The organism is Syntrophorhabdaceae bacterium, assembly GCA_035541755.1.
Taxonomy (GTDB): domain Bacteria; phylum Desulfobacterota; class Syntrophorhabdia; order Syntrophorhabdales; family Syntrophorhabdaceae; genus PNOF01.
On sequence record DATKMQ010000031.1, the window covers coordinates 11,779 to 36,945 of the forward strand.

The following is a 25,167-nucleotide window of genomic DNA, read 5'->3' on the forward strand; positions in this document are numbered from 1 at the left end:
CGTGTAATTTCCTGACCCCACCCCTTATTTTTTCCTGTACTAGTCCGATAAACAATATACGTGCAAGGTGCGTAAGCTGCGGTTGCATCCTGCCTTGTTCAAAAAATAAGCCCTGCCGGTAAGGTGTCTTACCTGCAGGGGACAGGTGGAAGATAATATATGATCGTAATCATCGGCGCCATCGTTGTGCTCGGGTCCGTGATCGGAGGGTTCATCATGGAAGGGGGACCCATGAAGGTCCTCGTGCAACCGGCCGAGCTGATGATCATCGGGGGCGCTGCCCTCGGAGCCCTTGTCATTTCAGCCCCGCAAAAGTTACTTATCAAAATCATCCAGAAGGTCATCGGATCCTTGAAAGGGGGGAGCGTTACAAGGCAGCTCCACATGGATCTCTTAAAGCTCATGTATGAGATCTTTCAAGTGACGCGTAAAGACGGCCTCATCGCCCTGGAATCGCATATCGAGCATCCGGAAAACAGCAAGATCTTTACAAAATACCCCAACATCACTAAAGAGCATCACATCATTTCCTTCATGACCGACACCTTCAGACTGATCGTTCTCGGCGGCATTGCACCGCATGATATCGAAACACTCATGGATCTCGATATCGAGACCCATCACGATGAAGGCATGAAGCCCGGCGCCATTCTTCAGAAGATAGGGGATTCCATGCCGGGTCTCGGCATTGTGGCTGCGGTCCTCGGTATTGTTATTACCATGCAGGCCATCAATGGGCCACCTGAGGAGATCGGTCACAAGGTAGCCGCCGCGCTCGTCGGCACTTTCCTCGGAATCTTTCTGTCTTACGGCTTCATCCAGCCCATGGCCACCCATCTCGACCTGGAGGCCGGAGAGGACTCCAAGGTCTATGAATCGATAAAATCCGGCATCATCTCTCTGGCAAAGGGTTTCAACCCCATCGTGTCCGTGGAATTCGCCCGGCGCTCCATACCGAGCGACTTTAGGCCCACGTTCCAGGAGATGGAGAACTTCGTGAAAGGAATCAAATAATGGCCGAAGACCACCAGACCCCCGTACGGATTATCGTCAAGAAGAAAAAGGGGCATGACGGCCACCACGGCGGGGCATGGAAAGTAGCCTATGCTGATTTCGTCACGGCCATGATGGCCCTTTTTATTGTGCTCTGGATCGTAGGCCAGTCAAACGCCGTAAAACAGGCCATTTCGGCGTATTTTAAGGACCCCGGGGTGTTCGAAAACGGCCAGGGCGGAGGTATTTTGGATGGTTCCTCGGGCACAGCGCCCTCGCCTACTTCCGACGCCGCTATAGAGATGGAGCGATTGAAGGCTGAAGCAAAAAAGCTGGAAGAAGCCATTGCCGCTATCCCCGAATTCGATAAATTCAAGGATAAGATTCAGATTACCGTCACGAAAGAAGGGCTTAGAATAGAGCTTGTGGAGAACTCTACGGGGCTTTTTTTCGACGTGGGAAGCGCACAGGTCAAGCCCGAGACAGTAAAACTCCTGAAACTCGTCGCCCAGGAGGTCGGTCGCCTGAACAACTACATCATGATCGAAGGATTCACCGACGCACGTTCCTACGTGGGAAAAGATTATTCGAACTGGGAATTGAGCTCTGATAGGGCAAATACGGCGCGGAGAATCCTGGAAGCGAACGGCGTGAGGCAAGATCAGGTCCTGCAGGTCCGCGGCTACGCCGACAGAAACCTCAAGCACCCCGACCAACCTCTGGATTCTGCCAACAGGCGGGTAAGCATACTCGTCGCAGCCGCTACGGAACAGGCCGTCCAGGGGATCGCTCCTCAAAAACCCGAAGTAGCGGCTCAAAAGCCACAAGTAGCGCCGGAGATAGGTAAGAAATGACCGAGACAGATCAAACGAGCACACCCCCCATCAAGATTCTTCTCGTTGATGCCGAACCCTCCTACCGGAAGATGCTAAGCGTCTTTTTTTCTAAATATCCCGGGTTTAATACCTTTGAAGCTGAAAACGGCGCGAAGGGCTATCAGATTGCCCTCGAAACCAGGCCCGATCTCATCATAAGCGATTATTATATGCCGGTCATGAACGGTATTGACTTCTGCAAGAAGGTTAAAGGCACCCAGGAACTCTCCTCGGTAATCTTCCTTCTTTTGACCGCGGAAAAAGAGGTCAGCCACCAGACTGAGGCATTCGAGCACGGCGCCGACGACTATATAGTTAAGACCACTACCCCCGTGATCCTGACGAGCAAGATCAGGGCTTTTCTCAGGATTAAACTGCTTCAAAAGGAATTACAGCTTGAGAAGGAAAAACTCGCCGAAGCAAACGCAGTTCTTGAGCGTAATTTCACGGAACTCACGGCGATCCTGCTCAAAACTATCGACTTCAGGCTTCCAGGGGCTTCCGATCGGGCTGAGATAGCAAAACAGATTGCCGAACATATCTGCAAAACCATGAAGCTATCCATCGACGAAAAGCAAAAGATCATATTCGGCGCACAGCTACATGAAATCGGGAAAATCGGGCTGCCCGATAATATTGCAAATAAGCTCCTCGGGACGATAAGCCCTGACGAAAAGACGGTTTTCAATCAATATCCGGCCATCGGGGCATTCATCGTTTCCGCTATCTCCGGGTTCAAGGCCGCGGCCGATTCCATACATTATCAGCTGGAGAACTATGACGGCTCAGGCGTTCCCGACGGGCTTATTGCCAAGGAAATATCGGCCGGCGCTACCATTTTAAGGTCCATCGTACTCCAGGAAGAGCTTACCAAGGCCGGTCATACCAAGGAAGAGATACTCCAGCAAATACGCCAATCGTCGAACAAAATCCTGGACCCTGCCGTGGCTATGTCTCTCGCGGAGTTTATCATTGAGAGCGATAAGGATTTTTCACATAATAAATACAAGATCCATGTAGAAGAACTTCAAGCAGGCATGGTTATCGCCGAAGATGTGTACGCGATCAGCGGGGTAAAATTGATCCCCAAAGGTATCAAGCTACAGGAGCACACATTGAAGATTCTTCTGGAAAGACACGACCGCGATCCGATTATCGGCGGGGTCTATGTTTTTAAGGCCGGTAGCGGGGAGTAGGCTCGTCCTGAGCGGACTCTTTAGTCTCCCGTCTTCACCGACTGAAATCGGCTCCGCGTGACTTCAACATCTTTGGCTATCCTCTCTTTCAGCGCATCCATGCTTTCAAACTTGATTTCGTCCCGTATGCGTTCGTGAAAATGGATCGCCACCTCTCTGCCGTAAAGGTCGCCGGAAAAATCGAGAATGTAGGTTTCCACCAGGAGTTTTGTCCCGTCAAAGGTGGGATTAAATCCGATATTCGTCACGGCAGGCAGCCGTATGTTGTCAACCTCAACTTCCGTCACATATACGCCGTTCTTGGGAACCAGCTCGGAAATGGTTTCGAGATTGATCGTGGGGAATCCCATGTCTCTGCCCCTTTTTTCTCCCTTCACCACGATGCCTTCTATCACGTGGGGCCGCCCAAGACAGATCGCCGCCCGGCCTACCTCGCCGTTCATGATCAATTTTCGGATCATGTTGCTTCCCACTTTTTCACCCTCTATGGTCACCGCGTCGACCACGTCAACGGAAAAACCATTTTCACCCGCCAGTCTCTTGAGCATTGCGATATCTCCGGCCCCGGCCTTTCCGAATCTGAAATCATATCCGATGACCACGGCTTTCACGCCCACCTTGCTCACGAGAACGTCTTTTACGAAGCTCTCAGGGCCTACATTCCTGAAGGTTTCGTCAAAGGAAACGATCACCAAGACCTCAATACCTGATGTCTCTATGAGCTTCTTCTTGAGATGGAGCGGCGTTACAAGACGGGTATACGCCTCGGGATTCAGAACGCTCTGGGGGTGAGGATAGAAAGTCATGAGCATCGGCGTGCCCGATATTTGCCGGGCCTTTTGAACGACCTCCGCGATGATTCTCCGATGGCCTATATGTATGCCGTCATAATTACCGATGGTGACAACCGGATTTGGAAAGCGCTCAAGCGCACCCAGCGATTCGAAAATTTTCATATCCACCTCTTGACTTATCAATCATATCCATATAGTTTAATATAACAACAGATGCCGAAGTGGCGGAATTGGCAGACGCGCTAGATTCAGGGTCTAGTAGGCATTTTGCCTGTGTGGGTTCAAGTCCCGTCTTCGGCATTTACTTTCTCCCGGCTTATCATACCGGGGGCTTTGGTAGCCCTCCTGGCTTCACTCAGAAAGCATTTTCTCTGATACTTCAAATTCCCGCATTTCACGCTCCTCTCTTACGGCCACTCTACTGTCCAAAAATGCCTCGGCACGGTTACCCGCAAACCAATCCGAGGGGCGAAAGGGTCTTCTTTTCGATACTTACGCCACTTTCAAGACCTTGGCGCCCCGAATATGCTTCTGTTTGAGCTCTAAAAGGGCCCGGTTCGCCTGTTTAAGCCCGAACACCTCCACCTCCGGTCTGATGGGAATCTGCGCCGCCAGGGTTAAGAATTCGGCCACGTCCTGGCTTGCCACATTTGCCACGCTCTTGATCTCTTTCTCGAGCCAGAGATGCCTGGCGTAGTCGATGGCAAGAAGCGCTTTTTTGTCCGTCTCTTCCTTTCTGATGGCGTTAATGACAAGCCTGCCTCCCTTCTCAAGATTCTTCAAAGCATGGACAATACTTCCCCACACCGGCGTGGTATCGATGGCGCAATCGAGTCTTTCAGGCGGATCATCAACGGTATCCCCCGTCCAATAAGCTCCAAGTTTCTCTGCGAAGGCCCTCTCTTCAGCGCTACGGGCAAAGACAAGAACCTTAGACGAGGGGAACTTGTACCGTACCATCTGAATAACGAGGTGGGCCGATGCCCCGAATCCGACAAGCCCTATGGTCTTGCCATCGCTCATATCGGCAAGCCGAAGCGATCGGTAGCCGATAGTGCCCGCACAGAGGAGCGGCGCAGCCTGAATGTCATCAAATGAGGCGGGTACGGGGTAGGCAAATCTCTCCGGCACAACGGTAAACTCGGCGTAGCCGCCGTCCGCGTCTCTGCCCGTGGCTTCGAAGCACTCGCAGAGGTTCTCGTTTCCTTCCAGGCAAAACCTGCACTTTCCGCAGCAGGAATGTATCCATGCGATGCCGACCCTGTCGCCTGGCCTGAATTTTGTAACCCCCTTCCCGGTTAAAGAAACGTGGCCGACCACCTGGTGCCCCGGTACCACAGGGAATCTTGGGGGTGGGGTCCTTCCCTCGATCTCATCCAACTCCGTGTGACAGACACCACACGCTGATACCTTTACGAGAACTTCCCCATCATGCGGCACTGGGACCGGCATATCAACAAGTCGCAGAGGTTCAACCTCTTTCTCAAGATTGCAAATCCTGTCTATAACCATTGCCTTCATAGGGGACAGATCCTTCTTAAGGTTTAAGACCGACTGAACGATGTTCACGTCTCGTTCATACTGCCCGTTCGGTACCCTTCCAGGTCCAGGGTAACATAGATAAAACCGTACCGTTTCAACGCATCCACGATAACCTCCCGCTGTTCCAGGAGCGCCGCGAAATCCTGCCCTGTCACTTCGATCCGAGCCGTATGTCCGTGATAGCGCACCCGCACCTGCGGTATGCCCGCATTTTTAATGAACTCCTCGGACGATTCGATTCTTCTTAACAGATCCCTGCTAATGGGGGTTCCGTAAGGGATGCGCGTGGAAAGACAGGCGTAAGAAGGTTTCTTGCGCGTGGGAAGAGAGAATCTTTCGGACAGAACCCGGATGTCGTCTTTGGTCAGCTGAGCCTCAAGAAGCGGCGAGCGAACGCTCATTTCGCGTAACGCCCTGGCTCCCGGTCTGAAGTCACCCACATCATCGAAGTTTGTTCCGTCGAGGACGTATGTCAGATTTCTCTTGACTGCAACGCTCACCGCTCTGGCAAGAAGATTCTTTTTGCAATGATAGCAACGCTCTCTTGTATTCTCAATGAAAGATCGATTCTCTAAAATCGCCGTGTCGAAAAACAGGCAGGCTGCGCCGATCTCGCTCGCGGTACGTTTGGCTTCCTCAATCTCTTTGGCCGGAAATATGGGCGCGGTGCCCATAAGAGCAAGGACGTTCTCGGTTCCCAGCACATCAATGCAGGTCTTTAGAAGCAGCGTGCTGTCCACGCCGCCGGAATAGGCCACGAGCGCGCTCCCCAGTCTTCCAATAACGTCTCTCAGCGCCTCATATTTCGCCTGAACGTCCACCCTCGAACCTTACTTGATCGCGAGAAGCTCGACGTCAAATACGAGAACCGCATTCGGTCCGATGGGGCCGGAACCTCTGTCTCCGTAGGCAAGATTCGAGGGGATAAAGATCTGATACCTGGACCCTACCTTCATCTTCTGGAGAATTTCGGTCCAGCCGGGGATAACGCTATTCACCTTGAATTCCGCGGGCTGGTTGCGTTTGTACGAGCTGTCAAACTCGGTGCCGTCAATGAACGTGCCCTTATAGTGCACAACAACCGTATCGTCGGCTTTGGGCGTTTTTCCGCTGCCCTCTTTATACACCTTGTATTGGAGGCCGCTCGGCAGTTTCACTACCCCGCTCGCCTTCTCGTTCTGGGTGAGGAAAAGCTCTCCATCCTTTTTGTTCTTTTCGGAGATGGCTTTGATCTTGTCTGTCTGCTTGGCTCGTATCTCCTGGTTCACGTCATCCATAGCGGCCTTTATTTCCTCGTCTCTCAGCTTGACCTTTCCGGCAAATGCGTCCTTTATGCCCTGAGCGACCATGTCAGGATCAATTTCTATAGAAAAATTCTTCATGTCCGTACCGATTTGCGCCCCGATGCTGTAACCGAGTTTTTCCTTGGGCTCTTTCGGGATCCTCTCCTCTGCCTCTACATGGCTCGCAAGGATTAAAACGCTGACGGCGGCAATCGCCGTGAGCCCCGTATTTCTCAGAAATCTTGTCATAAAGGACATTGCCTTTTCCTCCCTTTTTTGCCACCATAGTGGCGAAATGAAATGGTGAAAAACCAAAATATGTTATGCCATACCCTGATGATTGTCAAATGGGTCATCCACAACCGGACTGGACATCGTTCGCAAGAAAGTGTACATTACTGAAAACATCATACAATAATCGCAGAGCGTAAAAGGAGAGAAACAAGTAATCATGGATCAACAACCCCAGAAAGAGATCGTGCAGGAAGAATCGTATAATGATGCAAGCGCCGAGCAGGAAGAGAATTTCGCCGCACTTTTCGAAAGATCCTCAAAAACCTCCCAGAGATACGAACCCGGTCAAAAGGTAAAATCCAGAGTAGCGGGCATCTCGGGGGATTTTGTGTATCTCGATCTTGGAGGAAAAAGCGAGGCCGTTGTGGACCTCAAAGAGTTCCTTGATGAGAGTGGACAAAAAAGCATCGAAGAGGGAGATGAGATTGAAGCCTTTTTCGTCTCCTTCGCCAACGGCATGAGAAAGTTTACCACGCTTATCCGCGGTTACTCGACAATAGACCTCGGCGGTATTCGAGACGCCTATGAGGCGGGGTTGCCGGTAAATGGCAGGGTGAGCGCCGAGCTTAAAGGAGGATACGAGGTCATGGCGGGTAAGATCCGTTGCTTCTGTCCTTTTTCGCAGATAGATCTCAGAGGCAGCCGCGAAGCAAATTCGTATATCGGCCAGACTTTTCCCTTCAAGATCATCGAGTACAAGGAAAACGGGCGAAATGTTGTCCTGTCAAGGAGAGTCCTGCTTGAAGAGGAGCAAGAGGTTAAGCGCAAACGTTTTAAAGAGAGCCTGCAGCCGGGCATGGATGTGACCGGGAAAGTGCGGTCCATACAGAACTTCGGAGTCTTCGTGGACCTGGGGGGTGTCGACGGTTTGATACCCTTGAGCGAGATGTCCTGGAGCAGAGGAGAAAAACCATCCGACCTTTTCGCCGTCGGCGACGAGGTGACCGTAAGAATTATCGATATCGACTGGGGACGTGAACGAATAACACTCTCTTTCAAGGCCGTCCTTCCCGATCCCTTCTTGAACAGTCTCACGAAATACCCACCTGATAGTCTCGTACATGGCGCCGTTGTCAGGCTCGAAAGCTTCGGTGCTTTCGTCAACCTCGAACCGGGGATAGACGGTCTCATCCCTGTGTCAAAACTGGGCGCAGGCAGACGCATCAACCACCCGAAAGAGGTGCTCACAGTGGGGCAGCTCGTTGAGGCTCGAGTTCTTGAAGTGAACCCGGAAAAGCGGAGGATCTCGCTCTCCATGGAACAAAAGATAGCCCCCGAAGATATCACGTTTCCCTCTATCGGTGAACTCGTAAACGGGATCGTTGAAAGGGTCATCTCCGCAGGAATCCTGGTGAAAATTAGCGACGGTCTCACCGGGTTCATTCCAAATTCAGAAATGGGAACCTTGAAGGGCACAAACCATAGCCGCATGTTTCCTTCCGGAGCCCCGATGCAGGCCGTTGTCATCGAGATTGACGAGAAACGCGGCCGCGTGGTGTTAAGCAGAAGCAAGGTTGATGAAAAGGTTGAGCGCGACACCTACACGCAGTATAGGGAGAAGACGCATGAAGAAGAGCAATCCTCAAATGGTCTCGGTAGCCTCGGCGAACTTCTCAAGGCAAAGCTGAATCTGTAGGAGAGCTTGAATTGAGCATAGACGGGAGGGGGCCATGAGATGCGGGATGGCGAGAAATCAGGAAGGTGCAATATCAAAGCTTCTTCTTTTTGCCGTGGTCGTGGGCATTCTGTGTTACGGATATTATTACTTTAAAGGCACGCCGCGGTACGCCTTGATCGAGTTCAAAAAAGCCGTGGTTTTCTCGAGCGGTGAGACCGCCGAAAAATTTTTGGATCTGGATAGTGTTGTAAGCTATCTGCCCGATGAGATCACCCGAATGAGCGACAAAGAGGCGCTCAAGAAACGCATTATCCACGAAATCGATTCCCCTGAGGAAAAGGTTCTGTTCAAGCCTGTAACCAAATGGAACGTTTTTACCGTGCCAATCAACATTGAGGGGGAAACCGCCATGGTAGAACAGGAGGATGGAACCACCATCACCCTTCAAAAGACCGACGAGAGGTACTGGGTAATCACATCAATCCGGTTTCAGAAGACATCGCGCTGAAATACCGAAGCCAAGGCGGGGATGTGGCTCAATCATCGCGTGCACACAAGCAAAGCACCACGTATCTCACGGTGATGATACTCGCGGGCATCCTTGTCGGGTCAGCCATAGGCTATGTGCGTATAAAGGAAGCCCCCCGTTACGACCTCTACCAGTTCAAAAGGGCACTCTTAAGACATGACGCCCAGGGCGCTCTCAGATACCTTGACACAGACGCGCTCATCGAGAATGCATTCACGGAGACATTCAACAAGGCGGATCCCACAGAAAAAAATACCGTCGCAAGACGGATAATCACGCAAAACCTTCCGTCCTTAAAAAAGCAGTTGCGGGACCAGATTGTTTCGTACATCTCCTCCCCGGATCACAGTGCTCTCTTCGATAATGTGAGCCAGGTAAGCATCTTTGGCCTGAGCATCACCCAACGGGGCGACAGTGCGGCCGTGAAGGTCCGCGGCAGCGACACGGTGGCTTTCAGAATGGCCAAGTCACCACAGGGGAACTGGAAAGTTATTGCTGTCAACATCGACATGCTTCAAGCTCTGACCGGAATGAACAAATAGACCAAAAAGGGCAGCCTCTCACGCTTCATTTCTCTGTATCAGATTTTGGCGCGATGTCCCGACAGTCAGTCTTGCATAACCTTTTGGTAGGCGAGCGAGCCCGCGACGTGGGTGTCTTCCTTACCCGCATGTACCATGCAGGTTTCAGCGCTCCGACAAACGTTTGAAGGCGTCAAGCTTGTCTCGATCGCCCATCTTCGCCTTGTCCAGACAGGACTTAAGGAATTCTATGGAATGTTCATAGGTCTTTTTATCCACAGGGAAGGGGTGGCCGTCTTTGCCTCCGTGCGCAAAACTGAAACGCGCCGGATCCTCAAAACTCGGCGGAGTCTTGTAGACAAGCTCTGAGACGAGGGCCAACGCTGAGACCGTTCGCGGTCCCACGCCGCGAATCTCAATGAGATCCTTGAAAGTCTCCGGCCCGGATTCATGGATCGTACGAAACATGCTGAAAAGGCGCTTTTCGTTAAAATCTCCCGAGCTAATATAATGCCTTGAGGGCATGGAAAGGGCAATATCCTTCCAGACCTTTACCATGGTGTCGGGGTCTTCTCGCGCAAAATCGACGGCAGACTTGCGTGCTGCCGAGCTTTGGCTCGCCGTATAGTCAAGAACCGGGCCTCGTCCGTCGCAGGTGATACCTGTGTGAGGATCTGAAAGAAGATCGAGGTTGTCTCGTGAGAGCCACTGATAACGACGGGCGTCCTTCTTTTCTGTGTTCATACCTTGCTGGACGATCGCCCACTCGCCGCTTCTGGTAAAGACAAATGTATGGTGATAGAGATTGTAGCCGTCCTGGATCGCCGTATTATCTATCTTGGCGCAGAGGCGACTTAATGACACGAGATGTTCCGTATCCACTGCCCATTTCTCACCATAAAGCATGATGTCCCTCGGCGTCTCAATAGCTCGCTTTGCCTTTCCGCCGCAAATCGCAATGGGCATTTCATCGCCCAGGGTCAGAAGTCCTTCCTTCAATGCACCGCAGAGTGTTGTGGTGACACCGCTTGAATGCCAATCGAACCCGACAACACATCCCATGGCTTGAAACCAGACCGGATCCGCTATACGGCGCAAGAACTCTTCCGGCCCGAATTCGAGGACGATGACTTCTATCAGGGCCGCAGAGAGTCGCTTCATCTTTGCGAAGAGCCATGCCGGGGCTTTGCCGCCATGCAGGGGTAATGACGTAATCTGTCTCTTCATTGTTACGATCCTGTCTCGCTAAGGAAAGTCTTGGCGTAAACGAGCGCTGCATCCCTGTCTACGATTTCTCCCCCGATCTGCCTCTCCCACACCTCATTGAGGCATCTGCCGACCAAAGGGCCCTGAGCAAAACCAAGAGAGATAAGATCATCCCCGGAAATGAGCCTCGGAAGGGGCGCCTTTAAGGATTCATCATAGGCGTGAAGGATCTCCTTTGAGCATCGTCTGACGGCCTCAGTCGAATCGTTATCCGCCCCACCCGAGCTGCCATACATATCGCAGAGCGTATGGACGATGAGTGCCGGGGTCATATCCTTCATTTTATAGATGAGCCGTCTTATGGCCTTTTCCGTGGTCTGGTCGTTGCTGATCAAAAATATGCGCATATGACTTTGAATAAGGGCGAGCACTGCCCTCATCTCGTGTAGACTGAATCTGAGCCTTTCCATAATGCGACCTGCTATCTCCTGAGAAAAACGTTCATGATGGAAAAAATGAACCGCACCCTTATTCTCGTCGTAAGAGAAGGTCTGCGCTTTGCCCAGATCGTGAAAGAGAAAGGCGTAACCCACATTTCGTAGCATAAGGTCGTCAAGACCCACCTCCATATTCAGGTGGTGGAGAAAACGGAAACCATCGAGGGTGTGGCCCAGCGTTTCAAGGAGGAATCCCTTTTCGACGTCGAGCTCTCTCAACGCAAACAATTCAGGCACTATCTCAAAGAGTAGCCCTGTCTCATCAAGCGTTTTTATGCCTTGCGCCACATTCGGGGCCACAATAATCCGGTCCATTTCGTACTTGATCCGCTCTGCTGCCACCCTGAGTATCAGCTGTTTGGACTGAGCAATTGATCGGAGAAGCTCTCCATCCAGGGTAAAATCCTTAAGCGTCGAGAAATGGCGAATGGCCTTGAGCATTCTCAACGGATCGCTGGCTATCGATTCCCTTTGCGGGTAGCGGATGACCCTTTTTTTGATATCCGCAATGCCGCCCACCGCATCAATAACCAGATCATTGCCTATATCATAGGCGATAGCGTTCATGGTAAAATCCCGTCGCCTCAAGTCATCCTCGATGGCGCCTTCGACCACGGTAACATCGAAACATGCGCTGTCAGCCATTATCCTGTAGGTTCTGATCGGCTTTCGACCCAACATGAAACACGGCCTTTTGAACAGAGCTTCGAGCCTGGTCAGGTCTTCTTGACGGGTCAATGCGAGGTCATAGTCTTCGGGCGACCTGTCGAGCAGAATCTCCCGGATTGCCCCACCCACGAGATACACACTGCCTGAAAAGGGGTACGCAGCTATTTGCTTGATTATGGTCTGTTCTTTGAGGGCCCCTCTCAGGGCGTCGCGACGTACTTCCAAAGATGCTAAACCTTTTCCGAAAACTCGCTCAACCCCCGTGCGATCCGTTTGATGGAATCGATGATATCGAGGTAGAGATAGGATGCCGTGGGCATGCACACACCGATAATAAGCCTGTTTTGATGGATCACGGCGTATTCGTCAGTCAACTTGAATATCTTTTCCCAGCTCGCCTTGATGTTTGCCTTGAGCCTCGGATTCCCCGTGATTACGTAATCCCTGGTATCGCGGAACTGCTCCTCCACGATTGAAAAGATTTCTTCGATTTCGGCAAGGGCTTTTTCACTGAAAAGGATGCTGAGCTCTACCTTGGTCTCCATTTTATTCATCAGGTTCTCGATGGCTAAAGCCATTGTCTGAAACATGGGGAGAAGAAGCAAATATTCCTTCTGCGCGGCGCTCTTTTCCTTTTGCTCTATGATGTCCTGCACGTAACCGACCCGTGATTTGAGCAAATCCCTGAATTCCCTCTTGCTCCGCTTAAGCATGTCCAGTTTTAGCGCAAAGAACCCTTTCTTTATGTCTTCGAAAATTGGCACAGTTTTTACGAATACGTCGTTAAACCTTTCCACCAATCGTTTCTCTTCCATTTGTTCCTCCATTTATGGGGCTCGCGTCGCCCCCTCCGCCAGCGGAGCTGTCGGAGCCTCCCCTTCTCGCCCACGTTGTGAGCTAAGAGGCTTCGCCTCACACGTTCGGGGCATACCGGAGACGATGTCAAGGCTTAAAGCCCAACGCCGGCGGACAATGCCTCCTATTTAAGTTTTATAGCACACAAACGGCGATCTGTCAGCTACCAACTGCCGCCCTTCGGTGGCCTCACCTTACCTCACCACATATACGATATCGTGCTCTCTAACCTTCTCCTTTACTTTAATTCCCACATCGGAACCGGCCTCTGCTTTGTCCACATTTTCGTGTTCCGCCTGCATTGATTCCACTTCCTGTTCAAAATCCGTCACATGGCCCTTAATCTTTATTCTATCGCCCACTTTTAGTTCCTTGTCGGTAACCTGAATCGCCGCAACCCCTATTTTTGCAAAATATCCCACCACTTTACCAATCGCTATTTCTTCCATATGGGCCCCTCCTTTTTTGGATTTCAATACATGGTAACATGCGGCCAGGAAAAATTGAACCGGAACGTGTGGAACGCCCTCCATCACCGGTCCTTATGCAGCAACCCTCCACGAAGCTCTTGAAAATACAGCCTATTCTTGTTATAATGTAGCACCGTTTATCCGGTACGACAAGACCATGGAAAACTTCGACGTCATCGTCATTGGAGCAGGTCACGCGGGCTGCGAAGCCGCCCTTGCGGCGTCACGCCTTAAAGCCAAAACGCTTATCTTGACGATCAATCTCGATCATATCGCTTACATGTCCTGTAACCCTGCTGTGGGCGGCCTTGGGAAAGGACACCTTGTGAAGGAGATCGACGCCCTTGGCGGTGAAATGGGGATCAACACGGATGCAACCGGTATCCAATTTCGCGTGCTCAATATGAAGAAGGGGCCGGCTGTCCGGGCTACCCGTATCCAGACCGATAAGGCCCAGTATGCCCTGAAAATGAAGAAACGTCTGGAGAGGCAGGAAAACCTCCTTATCAGACAGGCTGTGGTGGAAAGGCTTGTTGTAAAAAACGACAGGGTGATCGGCGTTGAAACGAGCTGGGGCGAGAAATTTTCCGGAAAAGCGGTCGTCGTCACCACGGGTACATTTCTTAGGGGACTGATTCACGTCGGGCTCGAACAATTTGAAGCGGGAAGAATGGGCGATTTCCCCTCTTTCGGGCTGGCACAGAGCTTGAAAGACCTTGGCCTCGAATTGGGAAGGCTCAAGACCGGTACCTGCCCGAGACTCGACGGCAGGACCATCGATTTTTCAAAGATGGAGGCCCAGCCGAGCGATGATCCACCCTCGCCCTTCTCCTTCCTCACGGACAAGATCACCGGCAGGCTTGTGCCATGCTGGCTCGCCTATACCAACGGAAAAACCCATGAGGTGATTCGCGCAGCTTTTGACAGATCGCCCTTGTATACGGGAAAGATAAAGGGCACGGGTGTGCGGTACTGCCCCTCAATCGAAGACAAGCTCGTCAAGTTCGCCGATAAGGAACGCCATCGCGTCTTCATAGAACCTGAGGGGCTCGATACGGTGGAGTATTATCCAAACGGTCTTTCAACGAGTCTCCCCCTCGATATTCAGATCGCCATGGTGAGAACCGTAGAGGGCCTCGAGCGTGCGGAAATCACACGTCCCGGCTACGCCATCGAGTATGATTTTGTCTTTCCTACACAACTCTACCCAACGCTCGAGACAAAAGGCATCGCGGGTCTGTTCCTTGCCGGCCAGATAAACGGCACCACCGGATATGAAGAAGCAGGCGCCCAGGGCCTTATGGCAGGGGTCAATGCGGCTTTGAGGGTGAGCGGTAGAAAAGATTTCGTCCTCGGCAGGGACGAAGCTTATATCGGCGTCATGATCGATGACCTCGTTACCCGAGGGGTAGACGAGCCTTATAGAATGTTTACGTCCCGCGCTGAGCACAGACTCCTTCTCAGGGAAGATAACGCCGATTTGAGGCTGACCGAAAAAGGATACCGTCTGGGTTTGGTCGACGAGGCGCGCGTAAGAAGGGTTTCGGACAAAAGGTCTAAGATAGAGAGAACACATCAGATGCTGCGTTCCGTACGTTTAAAACCCACGAAAGAAACGAATGAGATGCTCAAGGCTAAAGAGATGCAAGCGATTAAGAACCCCACGACCCTTGAAGAACTCCTGAAAAAACCGGAAGTTACCATTGAAGAGATCAAGCGCATCGAATCAGGGTTCGATGATCTTGAAGAAGATATTGCATATCAGGTCGAGTTGAATGTAAAATACCGTGGCTACACGGACAGACAGATGGACATGGTGCTGAGGACCAAGAAACTCGAAGACAGGAAAATCCCTCCGGACACAGAATACAGGGAAATATCGGGTCTGTCCAGAGAAGTGGTGGAGCGATTCACGAAAATAAGGCCCTTCACGCTTGGCCAGGCTTCCCGCATTCCCGGTGTTACGCCTGCCTCCATCACAGCCTTACTGGTCCATTTTAAGAAGAAGGGAGTGCTGTAGGTACGGCCGCATAGCCGTGCATGTTGAGTCCGGTAGAGTGAAGCCGAAAATACGAAGGATACGACGTCGTTTCCGCCTCGCAGTTTCAAACGCAACGATGCGAATTACAGCTGGTAGCCAGGATTATTGAAAAATATGGAGAACCGCACCAAGGAAATAGCGGCCTGTCTTAAGGAGTACAAGGTAGACGTCTTTGGCTTCGGTGATATGTCCTTTTATGACAAAGAGCTTACGGATCTCGATAACCAGATTAAGGGAATGTTACCCTTCGCCATTTCATTCGGGATCATCCTGTCGAGGGGCGTCATGGACACCCTCACCCATGGGCCGACACAGCTATACCTCCATCATTACCGGCAGCTCAACTACAGGCTCGATATGATAGGGTATCAACTTTCAAGGGAGATCGAAAACAGGGGTTACCGTGCCCTGCCCTTTGCCGCTTCTCAGGTGATCGACTGGCAAAATCAGCGCGGGCATATCTCCCACAAACACATCGGGGTCATCGCCGGCCTGGGCTTTATAGGCCGGAACAACCTGCTCGTTCATCCGGTCTTCGGCGCTTACGTGAGGTACAATACGGTCCTCACCGATATGCCGGTCTTAACGGGGAAACCGACTGAGAAGAACTGCGGAGCGTGCGTTGCCTGTCTCGCCGTTTGTCCCGCATCCGCCATAAAAGAGACGGCAGGCCACTTTGATCACAAAGGATGTTATGAAATGTTGAACCGCTTTAGAAAAGAGAGAAATATAGGTCACCACATATGCGGCATATGCGTGGCGGCATGCAAGGGGGAGAAATGAAAGCGCTCATCGCCCTCGAAGATGGGACGGTATTCGAAGGGAAGGGTTTCGGTATAGAGGGCGAAAAACAAGGAGAGATCGTCTTCAACACGAGCATGACAGGGTATCAGGAGATCATGACTGATCCTTCCTACAAAGGACAGATCGTGACCATGACGTACCCTCTCATCGGGAATTACGGGGTAAACGATGAAGACGTGGAATCGGGGGGACCAAAAGTTGAAGGCTTCGTTGCCCGTGAGTTCAGCAAGGTCACGAGTAATTTCCGGGCGAGCGGCGACCTCAAGAACTACTTTGCCAAACATAACATCATTGCCGTAGAGGAGGTCGACACCAGGGCGCTTACAAAGCATCTCAGGGTGCGCGGCGCCATGAAAGCCATCATATCCACGAAAGACCTGAATCCCGAAAGCCTGATTCGGAAGGCGCGAGACTGGCAGGGCATCATCGGGGTGGACCTTGTCAGAGAGGTCACCTGTTCAAAGGCATATGAATACACGGAAGGAATGGAATCTGGGGTCGGCCATAAGACGCAAGCGAGCAAGACCGCAAATAAAGGACGCAAGGCTAAAAACCTTGAGGCCCGGTTGCCCAACCTCCGTGCCGTGGTCATGGATTTCGGGGTCAAGATGAATATACCGAGGATGTTAAGAAAAGTCGGATGCGCTGTCACAGTCGTGCCCGCTTACGAGAAGGCTGAAACGATTCTCGCCATGAAACCGGACGGCGTACTGCTCAGTAATGGGCCTGGAGACCCGGAAGGCGTGCCGTACGCGATTACAGAAATACGACAACTTTTTGGACGCGTGCCCATCTTCGGTATCTGTCTCGGACAACAGCTTTTGGGTCTAGCCTTTGCGGGAAAAACATATAAACTGAAGTTTGGCCACAGGGGCGCCAACCAGCCCATTCAGGAAGTCTCCACGGGAAAGGTATACATAACATCCGAAAATCACGGTTTCGCCGTGGATGTAGATTCGATCAAGGAACACCCGATTCGGGTGACGCACGTGAACCTCAACGATCGAACCGTAGAAGGGATAGAACACGAGAAGCTCCCCATATTTTCCGTTCAATTCCATCCTGAGGCATCCCCCGGCCCCCACGATTCCTATGGGCTATTTGAAAAATTTAAGAATATGATGCTGACAAACAGAGAGAAGGGATAATGCCGAAAAGAACCGACATCGAGAGCGTAATGCTGATAGGGTCAGGGCCCATCGTCATCGGCCAGGCTTGCGAATTTGATTACTCTGGAAGTCAGGCCTGTAAGGCCATCAGGGAAGAAGGGTACAAAGTCATCCTCGTGAACAGCAACCCTGCGACAATCATGACCGATCCCGATATGGCTGACAGGGTCTACATCGAACCTCTCGTGCCTGAAATCCTTGAAGAGATTATAAAGGCAGAAAGGCCCCACACGCTCCTTCCTACGCTCGGTGGCCAGACAGGGCTCAATCTTGCCACTATTCTCTCGGAACGTGGCGTCCTCGACAAATACAACGTGGAGCTCATCGGCGCCAATTACAAGGCCATAAAGAAGGCCGAAGACCGGGAAGAGTTCAAAGCCGCTATGGAGAAAATCGGTCTCGATATACCGAAAAGCGGGCTTGCATACAATATTGAAGACGCGCGGAAGGTGGCAAAGGAGATCGGTTTCCCCCTTATCATACGACCAAGCTATACCTTAGGCGGCACCGGGGCGTCCCTGGCCTACAATATCGAGGAGTTCGAAATCCTGGCTCAGCGAGGACTTGAGAGCAGTCTCATCAGCGAAATCCTCATCGAAGAATCGGTCATCGGATGGAAGGAATATGAGCTGGAAGTAATGAGAGACAGGAAAGACAACGTGGTCATCATCTGCTCCATCGAAAACTTCGATCCTATGGGTGTGCACACAGGGGACTCCATTACCGTGGCCCCGGCCCAGACTTTGACCGATAAAGAGTACCAGGCCATGAGGGATGCATCCATTCGCATCATCAGAGAGATTGGCGTTGAGACGGGCGGCTCCAACATCCAGTTTGGCGTCAACCAGTATACCGGCAGAATGGTCGTCATAGAGATGAACCCCCGTGTCTCCCGTAGCTCCGCGCTCGCGTCAAAGGCGACGGGCTTTCCCATCGCCAAGATAGCGGCAAAACTCGCCATAGGCTACACGCTCGACGAGATACCCAATGACATTACAAAAATGACACCCGCCTCATTCGAGCCCACGATCGATTATTGTGTGGTCAAGATCCCACGGTTCACTTTCGAAAAATTCAAAGGAGCTGATGAAACCCTCACCGTTTCTATGAAATCAGTGGGCGAGGCCATGTCGATCGGCAGGACATTCAAAGAATCTCTCCAGAAAGGCTTAAGATCGCTTGAGATCGGCCGATTCGGCATCACCAACGACAGGTTGCCCTCGAAGAGCGATCCCGAATATGTGAAACAAAAACTCGCCATCCCCAACAGCGATCGCATATTTTATATCCGCCACGCTCTGCGGCTTGGCATGAGCACCGACGAGATTTACGACCTCTCCCGCATTGACCCCTGGTTTTTGAAAAACATCGAAGAGATTGTCTCTTTTGAAAAGGAGTTGGAAGCTCACAAGAGGGAGCTGCCCATCCTCAACAACGAGCCGGACGGTTTACCGCAGGAGATGCTGGTACGGGCCAAACGATACGGTTTCTCAGACAGACAGATGGCCGATATCATCGGCGTAAGTGAAGATGAGATACGGGCCGACCGGCTGAAGAAAGGGATCAAGAGTGTTTTCAAGCTTGTCGATACCTGCGCCGCCGAATTCGAGGCATATACGCCCTACTATTATTCGACCTATGAATCCGAAGACGAATCGCGCAGATCCGACAAGAAGAAGATCATGATCTTAGGCGGCGGACCGAACAGGATAGGACAGGGTATCGAATTTGATTATTGTTGCGTGCACGCCGCCTTCGCGCTCAAGGAACTGGGGTATGAGACAATCATGGTGAACAGTAACCCCGAAACGGTGAGCACCGATTACGATACATCCGACAAGCTCTACTTCGAGCCTCTCACCCTGGAGAATGTGCTCGACATAGCCGAGAGCGAAAAACCCGACGGCGTCATCGTCCAGTTCGGCGGCCAGACTCCCCTCAATCTCGCCGTGCCGCTCAAGCGGGCCGGCGTCACGATTATCGGCACCACGCCGGAGAGTATCGACGTGGCCGAAGACAGGGACAAGTTCAAATCGCTTCTAAAAAAACTGCACCTCACACAACCGGAGAACGGTATCGCCGAGTCATTTCCTGAAGCCAAGAACATTGCGGCCACTATAGGCTATCCGGTGGTCGTGAGGCCATCTTATGTGCTTGGCGGCAGGGCCATGGAGATCGTCTACAACGAGACCGACCTTGAATCGTTCATGGAGAAAGCGGCTGAGGCATCCCCGGAGAGGCCCATCCTCATCGATAAATTTCTCGAAGATGCCATTGAGATCGATGTGGACGCCGTGGCGGACGGCGACAGGTGCGTTGTCGCGGGCATCATGGAACACATCGAAGAGGCGGGGATTCACTCGGGCGACAGCGCCTGCGCCCTCCCACCCTATTCTCTTGATGACGATGTGATCGAGCGCATCAAGGCCGACACATATAAGCTTGCACAGGGACTCAACGTCATCGGTCTCATGAACATCCAGTATGCAGTGAAAGACGATGTAATCTACGTTCTCGAGGTGAACCCCAGGGCGAGCCGGACCGTGCCTTTTGTGAGCAAGGCCACGGGTATCCAGTGGGCAAAGGTTGCCGCCAAACTCATGACGGGTTTGAAGCTCTCCGAGCTCGGCATTACAAAGGAGTTCGAGATCGATCATGTTGCGGTCAAGGAATCAGTCTTCCCCTTCAATCGTTTTGGGGCGATCGATACGATCCTCGGCCCGGAAATGAAGTCTACAGGCGAAGTCATGGGTATTGACGGCAATTTCGGCGCGGCCTTCTGGAAATCTCAGCTTAGCGCAGGTCAAAACCTCCCTTCCAAGGGAAACGTTCTTCTCAGCGTAAAGAACAGGGATAAACGAAATGTGGTTTTTATCGCCAAGAAACTCTCCGATCTCGGCTTTAAGATTTGCGCCACGAAAGGGACTGCAAAGGTCCTCGCCAACAACGGCATTGAAGTCCAGCCTGTTAACAAGGTTTCGGAAGGGCGGCCTCACATCGTGGACATGATCAAAAACGGGGAGATCCACTTTATCATCAACACACCGAGCGGAAGAAACCCCAAGGCCGATGAGGTCCTCATCAGATCAGGGGCAGTGCAGTACAAAATACCCTACACCACTACTCTGTCCGGCGCTCAGGCCGTGGTCAATGCCATTGAGATTATGAGGAAGGGATCGATTAAAGTCAAAGCCCTCCAGGACTACTATGGCTCACGCTAATCCGCGCTGTTTTCTCCCCGCCATGATCGCTCACTAATGTCAGTGCAGGAAGAAGCAGGCGAGGAAACGGAAATGTGTTGGGATCCCGTAATCCCCGCCCTCTCTTCGTGAAGCCGTCCAGTCACAACGAATGCGGCCCGTCTACCGGGTGATCTTCTTGCAAACCACCCTCACAGGTGTCACAGGGGGTATTCCATCGATGGATGGCCGAGCAGGTCGCCAAGAAACGCTCTTCCATTCGTAAAATAGAAAACCTCAAAGTCCGGATTATCAGCGGACCTGTAAATCGACCTGACAAGCTGGTTCGACTCAATCACCTTGTTCTTCGTCTCTGCGTCCGTCACGAACTTTACGCTTCCCCATATCCTGGCGTACTGCGTTTGAGGACCGGAACAACTGAAGCAGGCATTGGGGTTGGCTTTGAGCTCCGCGAACACATTCTTTTTGTTCGAGGTGCAAAAACAAAGTTTCCCGCCATCCTCCAGCATAAATTGAAATGGTCGAGCGTTGGGTTTGTCCCCCTTAGTTGTCGCCAGGCAACCAAGCGGATTCGCTTTGAGAAAATCGACAAGTTCTTTCATGACTACCTCCTTTTTTGTATATTGTTCTATATAGAACAAGTAGTGTAAAAAAATTATCTCAGATTATTTTCTATCCTTTCCAAAAACGCCATCAGTATATCCTGTTCCGCACGCGAGAAGCCTCTATAGGTTCTTCTTATGAGCTTCGATGAGACTTCGCGGAAAGTCGTCTCCAGGGCCCTGCCCTTTTCTGTCAGGAAGATCCGCGTGGAGCGCTTATCTGTCGTATCATCCTCCTTACGCACGTAGCCAAGCGTAACCAGCTTATCGGTGAGTACGGTAACCGTGTTTTTCTTCTTCCTTATGCCCCTGGCAATCTCTTTCATAGGGACACCATCGGTAAGATAGAGCGTATGCAAAATATCGCCGTGAGAAGGAGCGATGTCCGCAGTGCCTGACCCTTTGAGCTCTCTCGCGATAAACTCATGGGATAGACTCCGTATGAGAGATATGGCTGCGATTACACCACCCGGTTTCATGATAGGTAATATAGTTCTAGTTAGAACTATTGTCAAGCAAAATTTCTGCAAATAATATTCAGTTGCATTTTCTTCAAATCCCACAGTAAAATAGCTCAATAAACAAGCAACGGGACGTGAAGATTCAACCGAATACAGTCGGCTCCGCGACAATATCATGACAAAGAACTCATTCGTTGCAGACAATAAAGAGGTCATAAAGTCACTGGGGCTTGTTTTCGGGGACATAGGCACAAGCCCGATCTACACCGTCACCGTCATCTTTCTTCTCACAAAACCGACCACAGACAATGTCATGGGGGTCATTTCTCTCGTCATATGGACTTTAACAATCCTCGTCTCGATTGAGTACGCTTGGCTCGCCATGAGCCTCGGAGAAAAGGGAGAGGGAGGCACTATTGTCTTGCGCAGCATTCTCATTCGCCTTCTTAAGAAAACGAGGCATATCGTATTTGTCACGATTCTCACATTCATAGGGGTTTCACTCCTCATAGGTGACGGGGTCATAACGCCCGCGATAAGTATACTGAGCGCCGTGGAAGGTATTGTGCTCATCCCCGGTTTCAAGGACACGGGACAGATCACGCTCACGGTTCTGGCCGGTATTATAGCCATTATTCTCTTCATTTTTCAGAAAAAGGGGACTGAAAAGGTGGCGGGCGCCTTTGGACCCATCATGCTTATCTGGTTCTTCACTATCGGGATTTTCGGTCTTATCTCATGCATACACGTTCCGTTCGTTTTCAAAGCCGTAAATCCCTACTATGCCTTCGTGTTTCTCTCACATAACGGGATTCCTGGGTTTTTTGTGTTGTCAGAGGTAATCCTCTGTGCAACCGGCGGTGAAGCGCTTTATGCGGACATGGGACATCTTGGCCGTAAGCCTATCATAAGGGCTTGGTATTTCGTTTTTGTGGGACTTGCATTCAATTATCTGGGCCAGGGTGCATTTCTCATAAGAAACGGGGGTTCCTCCACGAACGTACTCTTTGACATGGTCTTTCACCAATCGCTTCTTCTCTACATACCTTTTCTCATCTTGAGTATAATCGCCACGATCATCGCGTCTCAGGCCATGATCAGCGGCATGTTCTCCGTGGTCTACCAGGGCATCAATACGCGTCTGATGCCCATGTTCAAGGTAGACTACACCTCCAAAAAGTTGCGGTCGCAGATCTATATCGGCTTTGTCAACTGGTTCCTTTTAATCTCCGTTCTGTTCATTATGTTTCTCTTCAGGGAATCGAGTCGACTGGCCGCTGCTTACGGACTCGCCGTCACGGGCACCATGACGCTCACGGGCGTAATCATGACGATGATATTTTATCTGCGGAAGGAAAAGCTCAAAACCTGCGTCGCGGTTTTTGTTACCGTTGTTGATCTGGCCTTTCTTTTGTCCAACTCTTATAAGATTCCCCACGGAGGATACTGGTCTCTCGTCATAGCCGCCATTCCTCTTTCCATCATACTGATCTATACGGGCGGACAACGCAAACTCTATCGTTCCATGAGCCCTCTGAAACTCAATGTTTTTCTCGAAAGCTACAACCAGTTGTACCGGGAATTGAACAGGATACGAGGGACAGCCCTGTTCTTCGCGCGGAGCACCCAGAAGATACCGGCATATATTGTCCATACCATGTTCATGAATAACATCATTTACGAAGACAATATTATCGTCTCAATAGTCACGCTGGATGAGCCCTACGGGGTCGCGAGTTCTTTTAAAGAGAATCTCGCAGACGGGCTAAGGGCTTTTGAGATAAAGATGGGCTACACGGAGGTCGTCAACATCGAGGGCATACTCAAACAAGCCGGAATAGAAGAAAAAGGGATCTTTTACGGTCTGGAGGAAATATCTACCCATAACGGTTTCTGGAAAATCTTTTCCATCATGAAGAGACTCGCGCCTCCTTTCGTTCAGTTTCATGACCTTCCGCCCAATAAGCTTCACGGTGTGGTCACGAGAGTAGAACTATAATCGTAGCTTACTTCTTGGAGGTCCTCCATTGCATCACACTTCCAAAGGTCCTCATAGATGCTGCACTCGCGCACTTTCCTTATTTGTCTTCTCGACCAAGCGCGAAGGCTACAGCGTAAATCGCCATTTGCAGAAACAGTCGGAAGGATGCTCAGGAGGCGCGAAGACACATTCCACATTGATGTCCTTGTTAAGGGCATGTGCAAAGGATTCAAATTCCCTTTGATGCATGTCACGACAATGGAATTCCGGCAAGCCGCGCTTCACACGAGCTATTTGCGTTACGCACTCGGGGACGGTAATTGTCACCTCATCGTCTTTCTCTTCAATCTTGAAGCCTACGATCATGGTCCACGGACAGAGCGCCATGGCTTGGGCGAACCCCTGAAGACCTTTGTCTTTGATGCGGAACCTTTTTACAAGGTCCTTTGCCGACATGCCCGCTATCTTGCCCCAGACTACTTCGTCGAGATGTTCGGCCGAGGCGCGGTCATATTTCTCTTCCACCGAAAGAAACCAGAAACCGTCCACAACACGGTAGTGCCAGAGAAGAAACTTGAGGTAATCTCTCAGATGATCCGCGTCGAAACTCTCAAGCGCGCCTAAATTGATACGGTCCGTCACGGCCAATAGGCTACCCAAAATTCAGGCGGGCTGTCAAGAGTTCATCGGGCATCTTCGAATGGCTTATCAAAAGACGCTTTCTTTCTATCGATCAATCTTCGGTCTTGCCCACCAATCGATAGACAAGCGCCCCAAGGAGGCCGCCGATGATAGGAGCGACCCAGAAAAGCCATAACTGAGACAGGGCCGGCGCGCCGACGTATAACGCTACCCCTGTGCTCCTTGCGGGGTTGACCGAGGTGTTAGTCACAGGAATGCTGATGAGGTGGATCAGGGTAAGGCCCAAACCTATTGCGATGGGAGCAAACCCTTGAGGCGCCCGTTTGTCGGTGGAACCGAGAATGATGACGAGAAACATCATGGTCATAATGATCTCGGTAACCAGGGCAGCGAGTAGAGAATAGCCTCCGGGGGAACGGACCCCGTAGCCGTTTGAGGCGAAACCCGCAGATACATCAAAGCCGGCCTTGCCGCTGGCTATGACATAGAGCACGCCACCCGCTACAATAGCGCCCAGCACCTGGGCGACGATATAGGGCAGGACTTCGCTTCCCGGAAAACGGCCGCCGGCCCAAAGCCCCACGGAGACTGCCGGATTCAGGTGACAGCCGGATATGTGTCCGATGGCGTAGGCCATTGTCAATACAGTCAGACCAAAGGCCAGGGCAACGCCAAAAAGACCGATGCCCACGTGAGGAAATGTAGCGGCCAGCACGGCACTGCCGCACCCGCCAAGCACAAGCCAGAAGGTCCCGAAAAACTCTGCGCCATATTTCTTCATATTGTCCTCCTTTGGCTCTTGGTTATAAGCAATCGACATGCGTCCCCATGCCCCTCTGCTTACTCGATAAACATATGCGCCGTATACAAAAAAAGCAATACATATATTGCGCCGAAACCAGCCGCACCTCACGTTCTCGAACCC

The 25,167-nt window shown here is 51.5% G+C and carries 23 protein-coding genes and 1 tRNA gene; 12 read left to right on the forward strand and 12 right to left on the reverse strand.

Translation table 11 applies throughout. The annotated features are described in order from the left end of the window. Positions 1-159: 159 nt before the first annotated feature. From motA to VMT62_02390, 3 genes are read left to right on the forward strand one after another with little or no spacing between them, the layout of a single operon-like run. Positions 160-1,014, forward strand: coding sequence for a flagellar motor stator protein MotA (motA, locus tag VMT62_02380; protein ID HVN95251.1), 855 nt, complete (start codon positions 160-162; stop codon positions 1,012-1,014). Beyond that, entirely contained in the window at positions 1,014-1,847 is an 834-nt protein-coding gene (locus VMT62_02385) for a flagellar motor protein MotB (protein ID HVN95252.1), read from the forward strand. Before motA ends, VMT62_02385 begins: the two co-directional genes overlap by 1 nt. Then, positions 1,844-3,064, forward strand: a complete 1,221-nt coding sequence (locus tag VMT62_02390; GenBank protein HVN95253.1) for an HD domain-containing phosphohydrolase — start codon at positions 1,844-1,846, stop codon at positions 3,062-3,064. The genes VMT62_02385 and VMT62_02390 overlap by 4 nt, the downstream gene beginning before the upstream one ends. 20 nt (positions 3,065-3,084) lie before the next feature. Here VMT62_02390 and VMT62_02395 read toward each other — a convergent pair whose 3' ends face one another. Then, positions 3,085-4,020, reverse strand: a complete 936-nt coding sequence (locus tag VMT62_02395; protein ID HVN95254.1) for a bifunctional riboflavin kinase/FAD synthetase — start codon at positions 4,018-4,020, stop codon at positions 3,085-3,087. 53 nt (positions 4,021-4,073) lie between these two features. Here VMT62_02395 and VMT62_02400 point away from each other — a divergent pair. Next, positions 4,074-4,158, forward strand: a tRNA-Leu gene (locus VMT62_02400). A 192-nt stretch (positions 4,159-4,350) separates the two neighbouring features. Here the strand turns inward: VMT62_02400 and VMT62_02405 are convergent. From VMT62_02405 to VMT62_02415, 3 genes are read right to left on the reverse strand one after another with little or no spacing between them, the layout of a single operon-like run. Beyond that, positions 4,351-5,427, reverse strand: a complete 1,077-nt coding sequence (locus VMT62_02405) for a zinc-dependent alcohol dehydrogenase family protein (GenBank protein ID HVN95255.1) — start codon at positions 5,425-5,427, stop codon at positions 4,351-4,353. After that, positions 5,424-6,221 (reverse strand): ATP-dependent sacrificial sulfur transferase LarE, encoded by a 798-nt coding sequence (gene larE / locus VMT62_02410; protein HVN95256.1) that lies wholly within the window; start codon positions 6,219-6,221, stop codon positions 5,424-5,426. The genes VMT62_02405 and larE overlap by 4 nt, the downstream gene beginning before the upstream one ends. 9 nt (positions 6,222-6,230) lie before the next feature. Next, on the reverse strand, positions 6,231-6,941 hold the full coding sequence (locus VMT62_02415; GenBank protein ID HVN95257.1) for an FKBP-type peptidyl-prolyl cis-trans isomerase: 711 nt from the start codon (positions 6,939-6,941) through the stop codon (positions 6,231-6,233). A 193-nt stretch (positions 6,942-7,134) separates the two neighbouring features. Between VMT62_02415 and VMT62_02420 the strand changes: the two genes are divergently transcribed. The 3 genes from VMT62_02420 to VMT62_02430 are packed head-to-tail and all read left to right on the forward strand — an operon-like array spanning position 7,135 to position 9,666. Beyond that, on the forward strand, positions 7,135-8,613 hold the full coding sequence (locus VMT62_02420) for a S1 RNA-binding domain-containing protein (protein HVN95258.1): 1,479 nt from the start codon (positions 7,135-7,137) through the stop codon (positions 8,611-8,613). 34 nt (positions 8,614-8,647) lie between these two features. Then, the gene (locus VMT62_02425) at positions 8,648-9,103 is read left to right on the forward strand and encodes a hypothetical protein (GenBank protein HVN95259.1); all 456 of its coding nucleotides are present in this window, start codon (positions 8,648-8,650) and stop codon (positions 9,101-9,103) included. A gap of 23 nt (positions 9,104-9,126) precedes the next feature. Next, on the forward strand, positions 9,127-9,666 hold the full coding sequence (locus VMT62_02430; protein ID HVN95260.1) for a hypothetical protein: 540 nt from the start codon (positions 9,127-9,129) through the stop codon (positions 9,664-9,666). A gap of 144 nt (positions 9,667-9,810) precedes the next feature. On the opposite strand, the gene VMT62_02435 is transcribed toward VMT62_02430, so the two are convergent. The 4 genes from VMT62_02435 to VMT62_02450 all read right to left on the reverse strand — a co-directional run bounded on the left by VMT62_02435 (position 9,811) and on the right by VMT62_02450 (position 13,321). Continuing rightward, positions 9,811-10,872: a DUF763 domain-containing protein gene (locus VMT62_02435; GenBank protein ID HVN95261.1), complete on the reverse strand. Its 1,062-nt coding sequence runs from the start codon at positions 10,870-10,872 to the stop codon at positions 9,811-9,813. 2 nt (positions 10,873-10,874) lie between these two features. Further along, a complete protein-coding gene (locus VMT62_02440) occupies positions 10,875-12,242 on the reverse strand; it encodes an HD domain-containing protein (GenBank protein ID HVN95262.1) in 1,368 nt (455 codons plus the stop codon). Between the two features lie 5 nt (positions 12,243-12,247). Continuing rightward, complete coding sequence (locus tag VMT62_02445) at positions 12,248-12,832, reverse strand: hypothetical protein (protein ID HVN95263.1); 585 nt, start codon at positions 12,830-12,832, stop codon at positions 12,248-12,250. 234 nt (positions 12,833-13,066) lie between these two features. Next, on the reverse strand, positions 13,067-13,321 hold the full coding sequence (locus VMT62_02450; GenBank protein ID HVN95264.1) for a hypothetical protein: 255 nt from the start codon (positions 13,319-13,321) through the stop codon (positions 13,067-13,069). Positions 13,322-13,499: 178 nt separating this feature from the next. Here VMT62_02450 and mnmG point away from each other — a divergent pair, with 178 nt between their 5' ends. The 4 genes from mnmG to carB all read left to right on the forward strand — a co-directional run bounded on the left by mnmG (position 13,500) and on the right by carB (position 20,577). Continuing rightward, positions 13,500-15,362 (forward strand): tRNA uridine-5-carboxymethylaminomethyl(34) synthesis enzyme MnmG, encoded by a 1,863-nt coding sequence (mnmG, locus tag VMT62_02455; GenBank protein ID HVN95265.1) that lies wholly within the window; start codon positions 13,500-13,502, stop codon positions 15,360-15,362. A 135-nt stretch (positions 15,363-15,497) separates the two neighbouring features. Beyond that, entirely contained in the window at positions 15,498-16,166 is a 669-nt protein-coding gene (locus VMT62_02460) for a reductive dehalogenase domain-containing protein (GenBank protein HVN95266.1), read from the forward strand. Then, on the forward strand, positions 16,163-17,335 hold the full coding sequence (gene carA / locus VMT62_02465) for a glutamine-hydrolyzing carbamoyl-phosphate synthase small subunit (GenBank protein ID HVN95267.1): 1,173 nt from the start codon (positions 16,163-16,165) through the stop codon (positions 17,333-17,335). The genes VMT62_02460 and carA overlap by 4 nt, the downstream gene beginning before the upstream one ends. Then, positions 17,335-20,577: a carbamoyl-phosphate synthase large subunit gene (gene carB, locus VMT62_02470; GenBank protein HVN95268.1), complete on the forward strand. Its 3,243-nt coding sequence runs from the start codon at positions 17,335-17,337 to the stop codon at positions 20,575-20,577. The genes carA and carB overlap by 1 nt, the downstream gene beginning before the upstream one ends. 179 nt (positions 20,578-20,756) lie before the next feature. Here the strand turns inward: carB and VMT62_02475 are convergent, their stop codons facing one another. Next, positions 20,757-21,158: a pyridoxamine 5'-phosphate oxidase family protein gene (locus tag VMT62_02475; GenBank protein HVN95269.1), complete on the reverse strand. Its 402-nt coding sequence runs from the start codon at positions 21,156-21,158 to the stop codon at positions 20,757-20,759. Positions 21,159-21,211: 53 nt separating this feature from the next. Further along, positions 21,212-21,637, reverse strand: coding sequence for a MarR family transcriptional regulator (locus tag VMT62_02480; protein ID HVN95270.1), 426 nt, complete (start codon positions 21,635-21,637; stop codon positions 21,212-21,214). A 157-nt stretch (positions 21,638-21,794) separates the two neighbouring features. On the opposite strand from VMT62_02480, the gene VMT62_02485 reads away from it, so the two are divergent. Further along, a complete protein-coding gene (locus tag VMT62_02485) occupies positions 21,795-23,618 on the forward strand; it encodes a KUP/HAK/KT family potassium transporter (protein ID HVN95271.1) in 1,824 nt (607 codons plus the stop codon). Positions 23,619-23,726: 108 nt separating this feature from the next. On the opposite strand, the gene VMT62_02490 is transcribed toward VMT62_02485, so the two are convergent. Next, the gene (locus tag VMT62_02490) at positions 23,727-24,242 is read right to left on the reverse strand and encodes a DUF6125 family protein (protein ID HVN95272.1); all 516 of its coding nucleotides are present in this window, start codon (positions 24,240-24,242) and stop codon (positions 23,727-23,729) included. 91 nt (positions 24,243-24,333) lie between these two features. Beyond that, positions 24,334-25,023, reverse strand: coding sequence for an aquaporin Z (aqpZ, locus tag VMT62_02495; GenBank protein HVN95273.1), 690 nt, complete (start codon positions 25,021-25,023; stop codon positions 24,334-24,336). Positions 25,024-25,167: the final 144 nt, after the last annotated feature.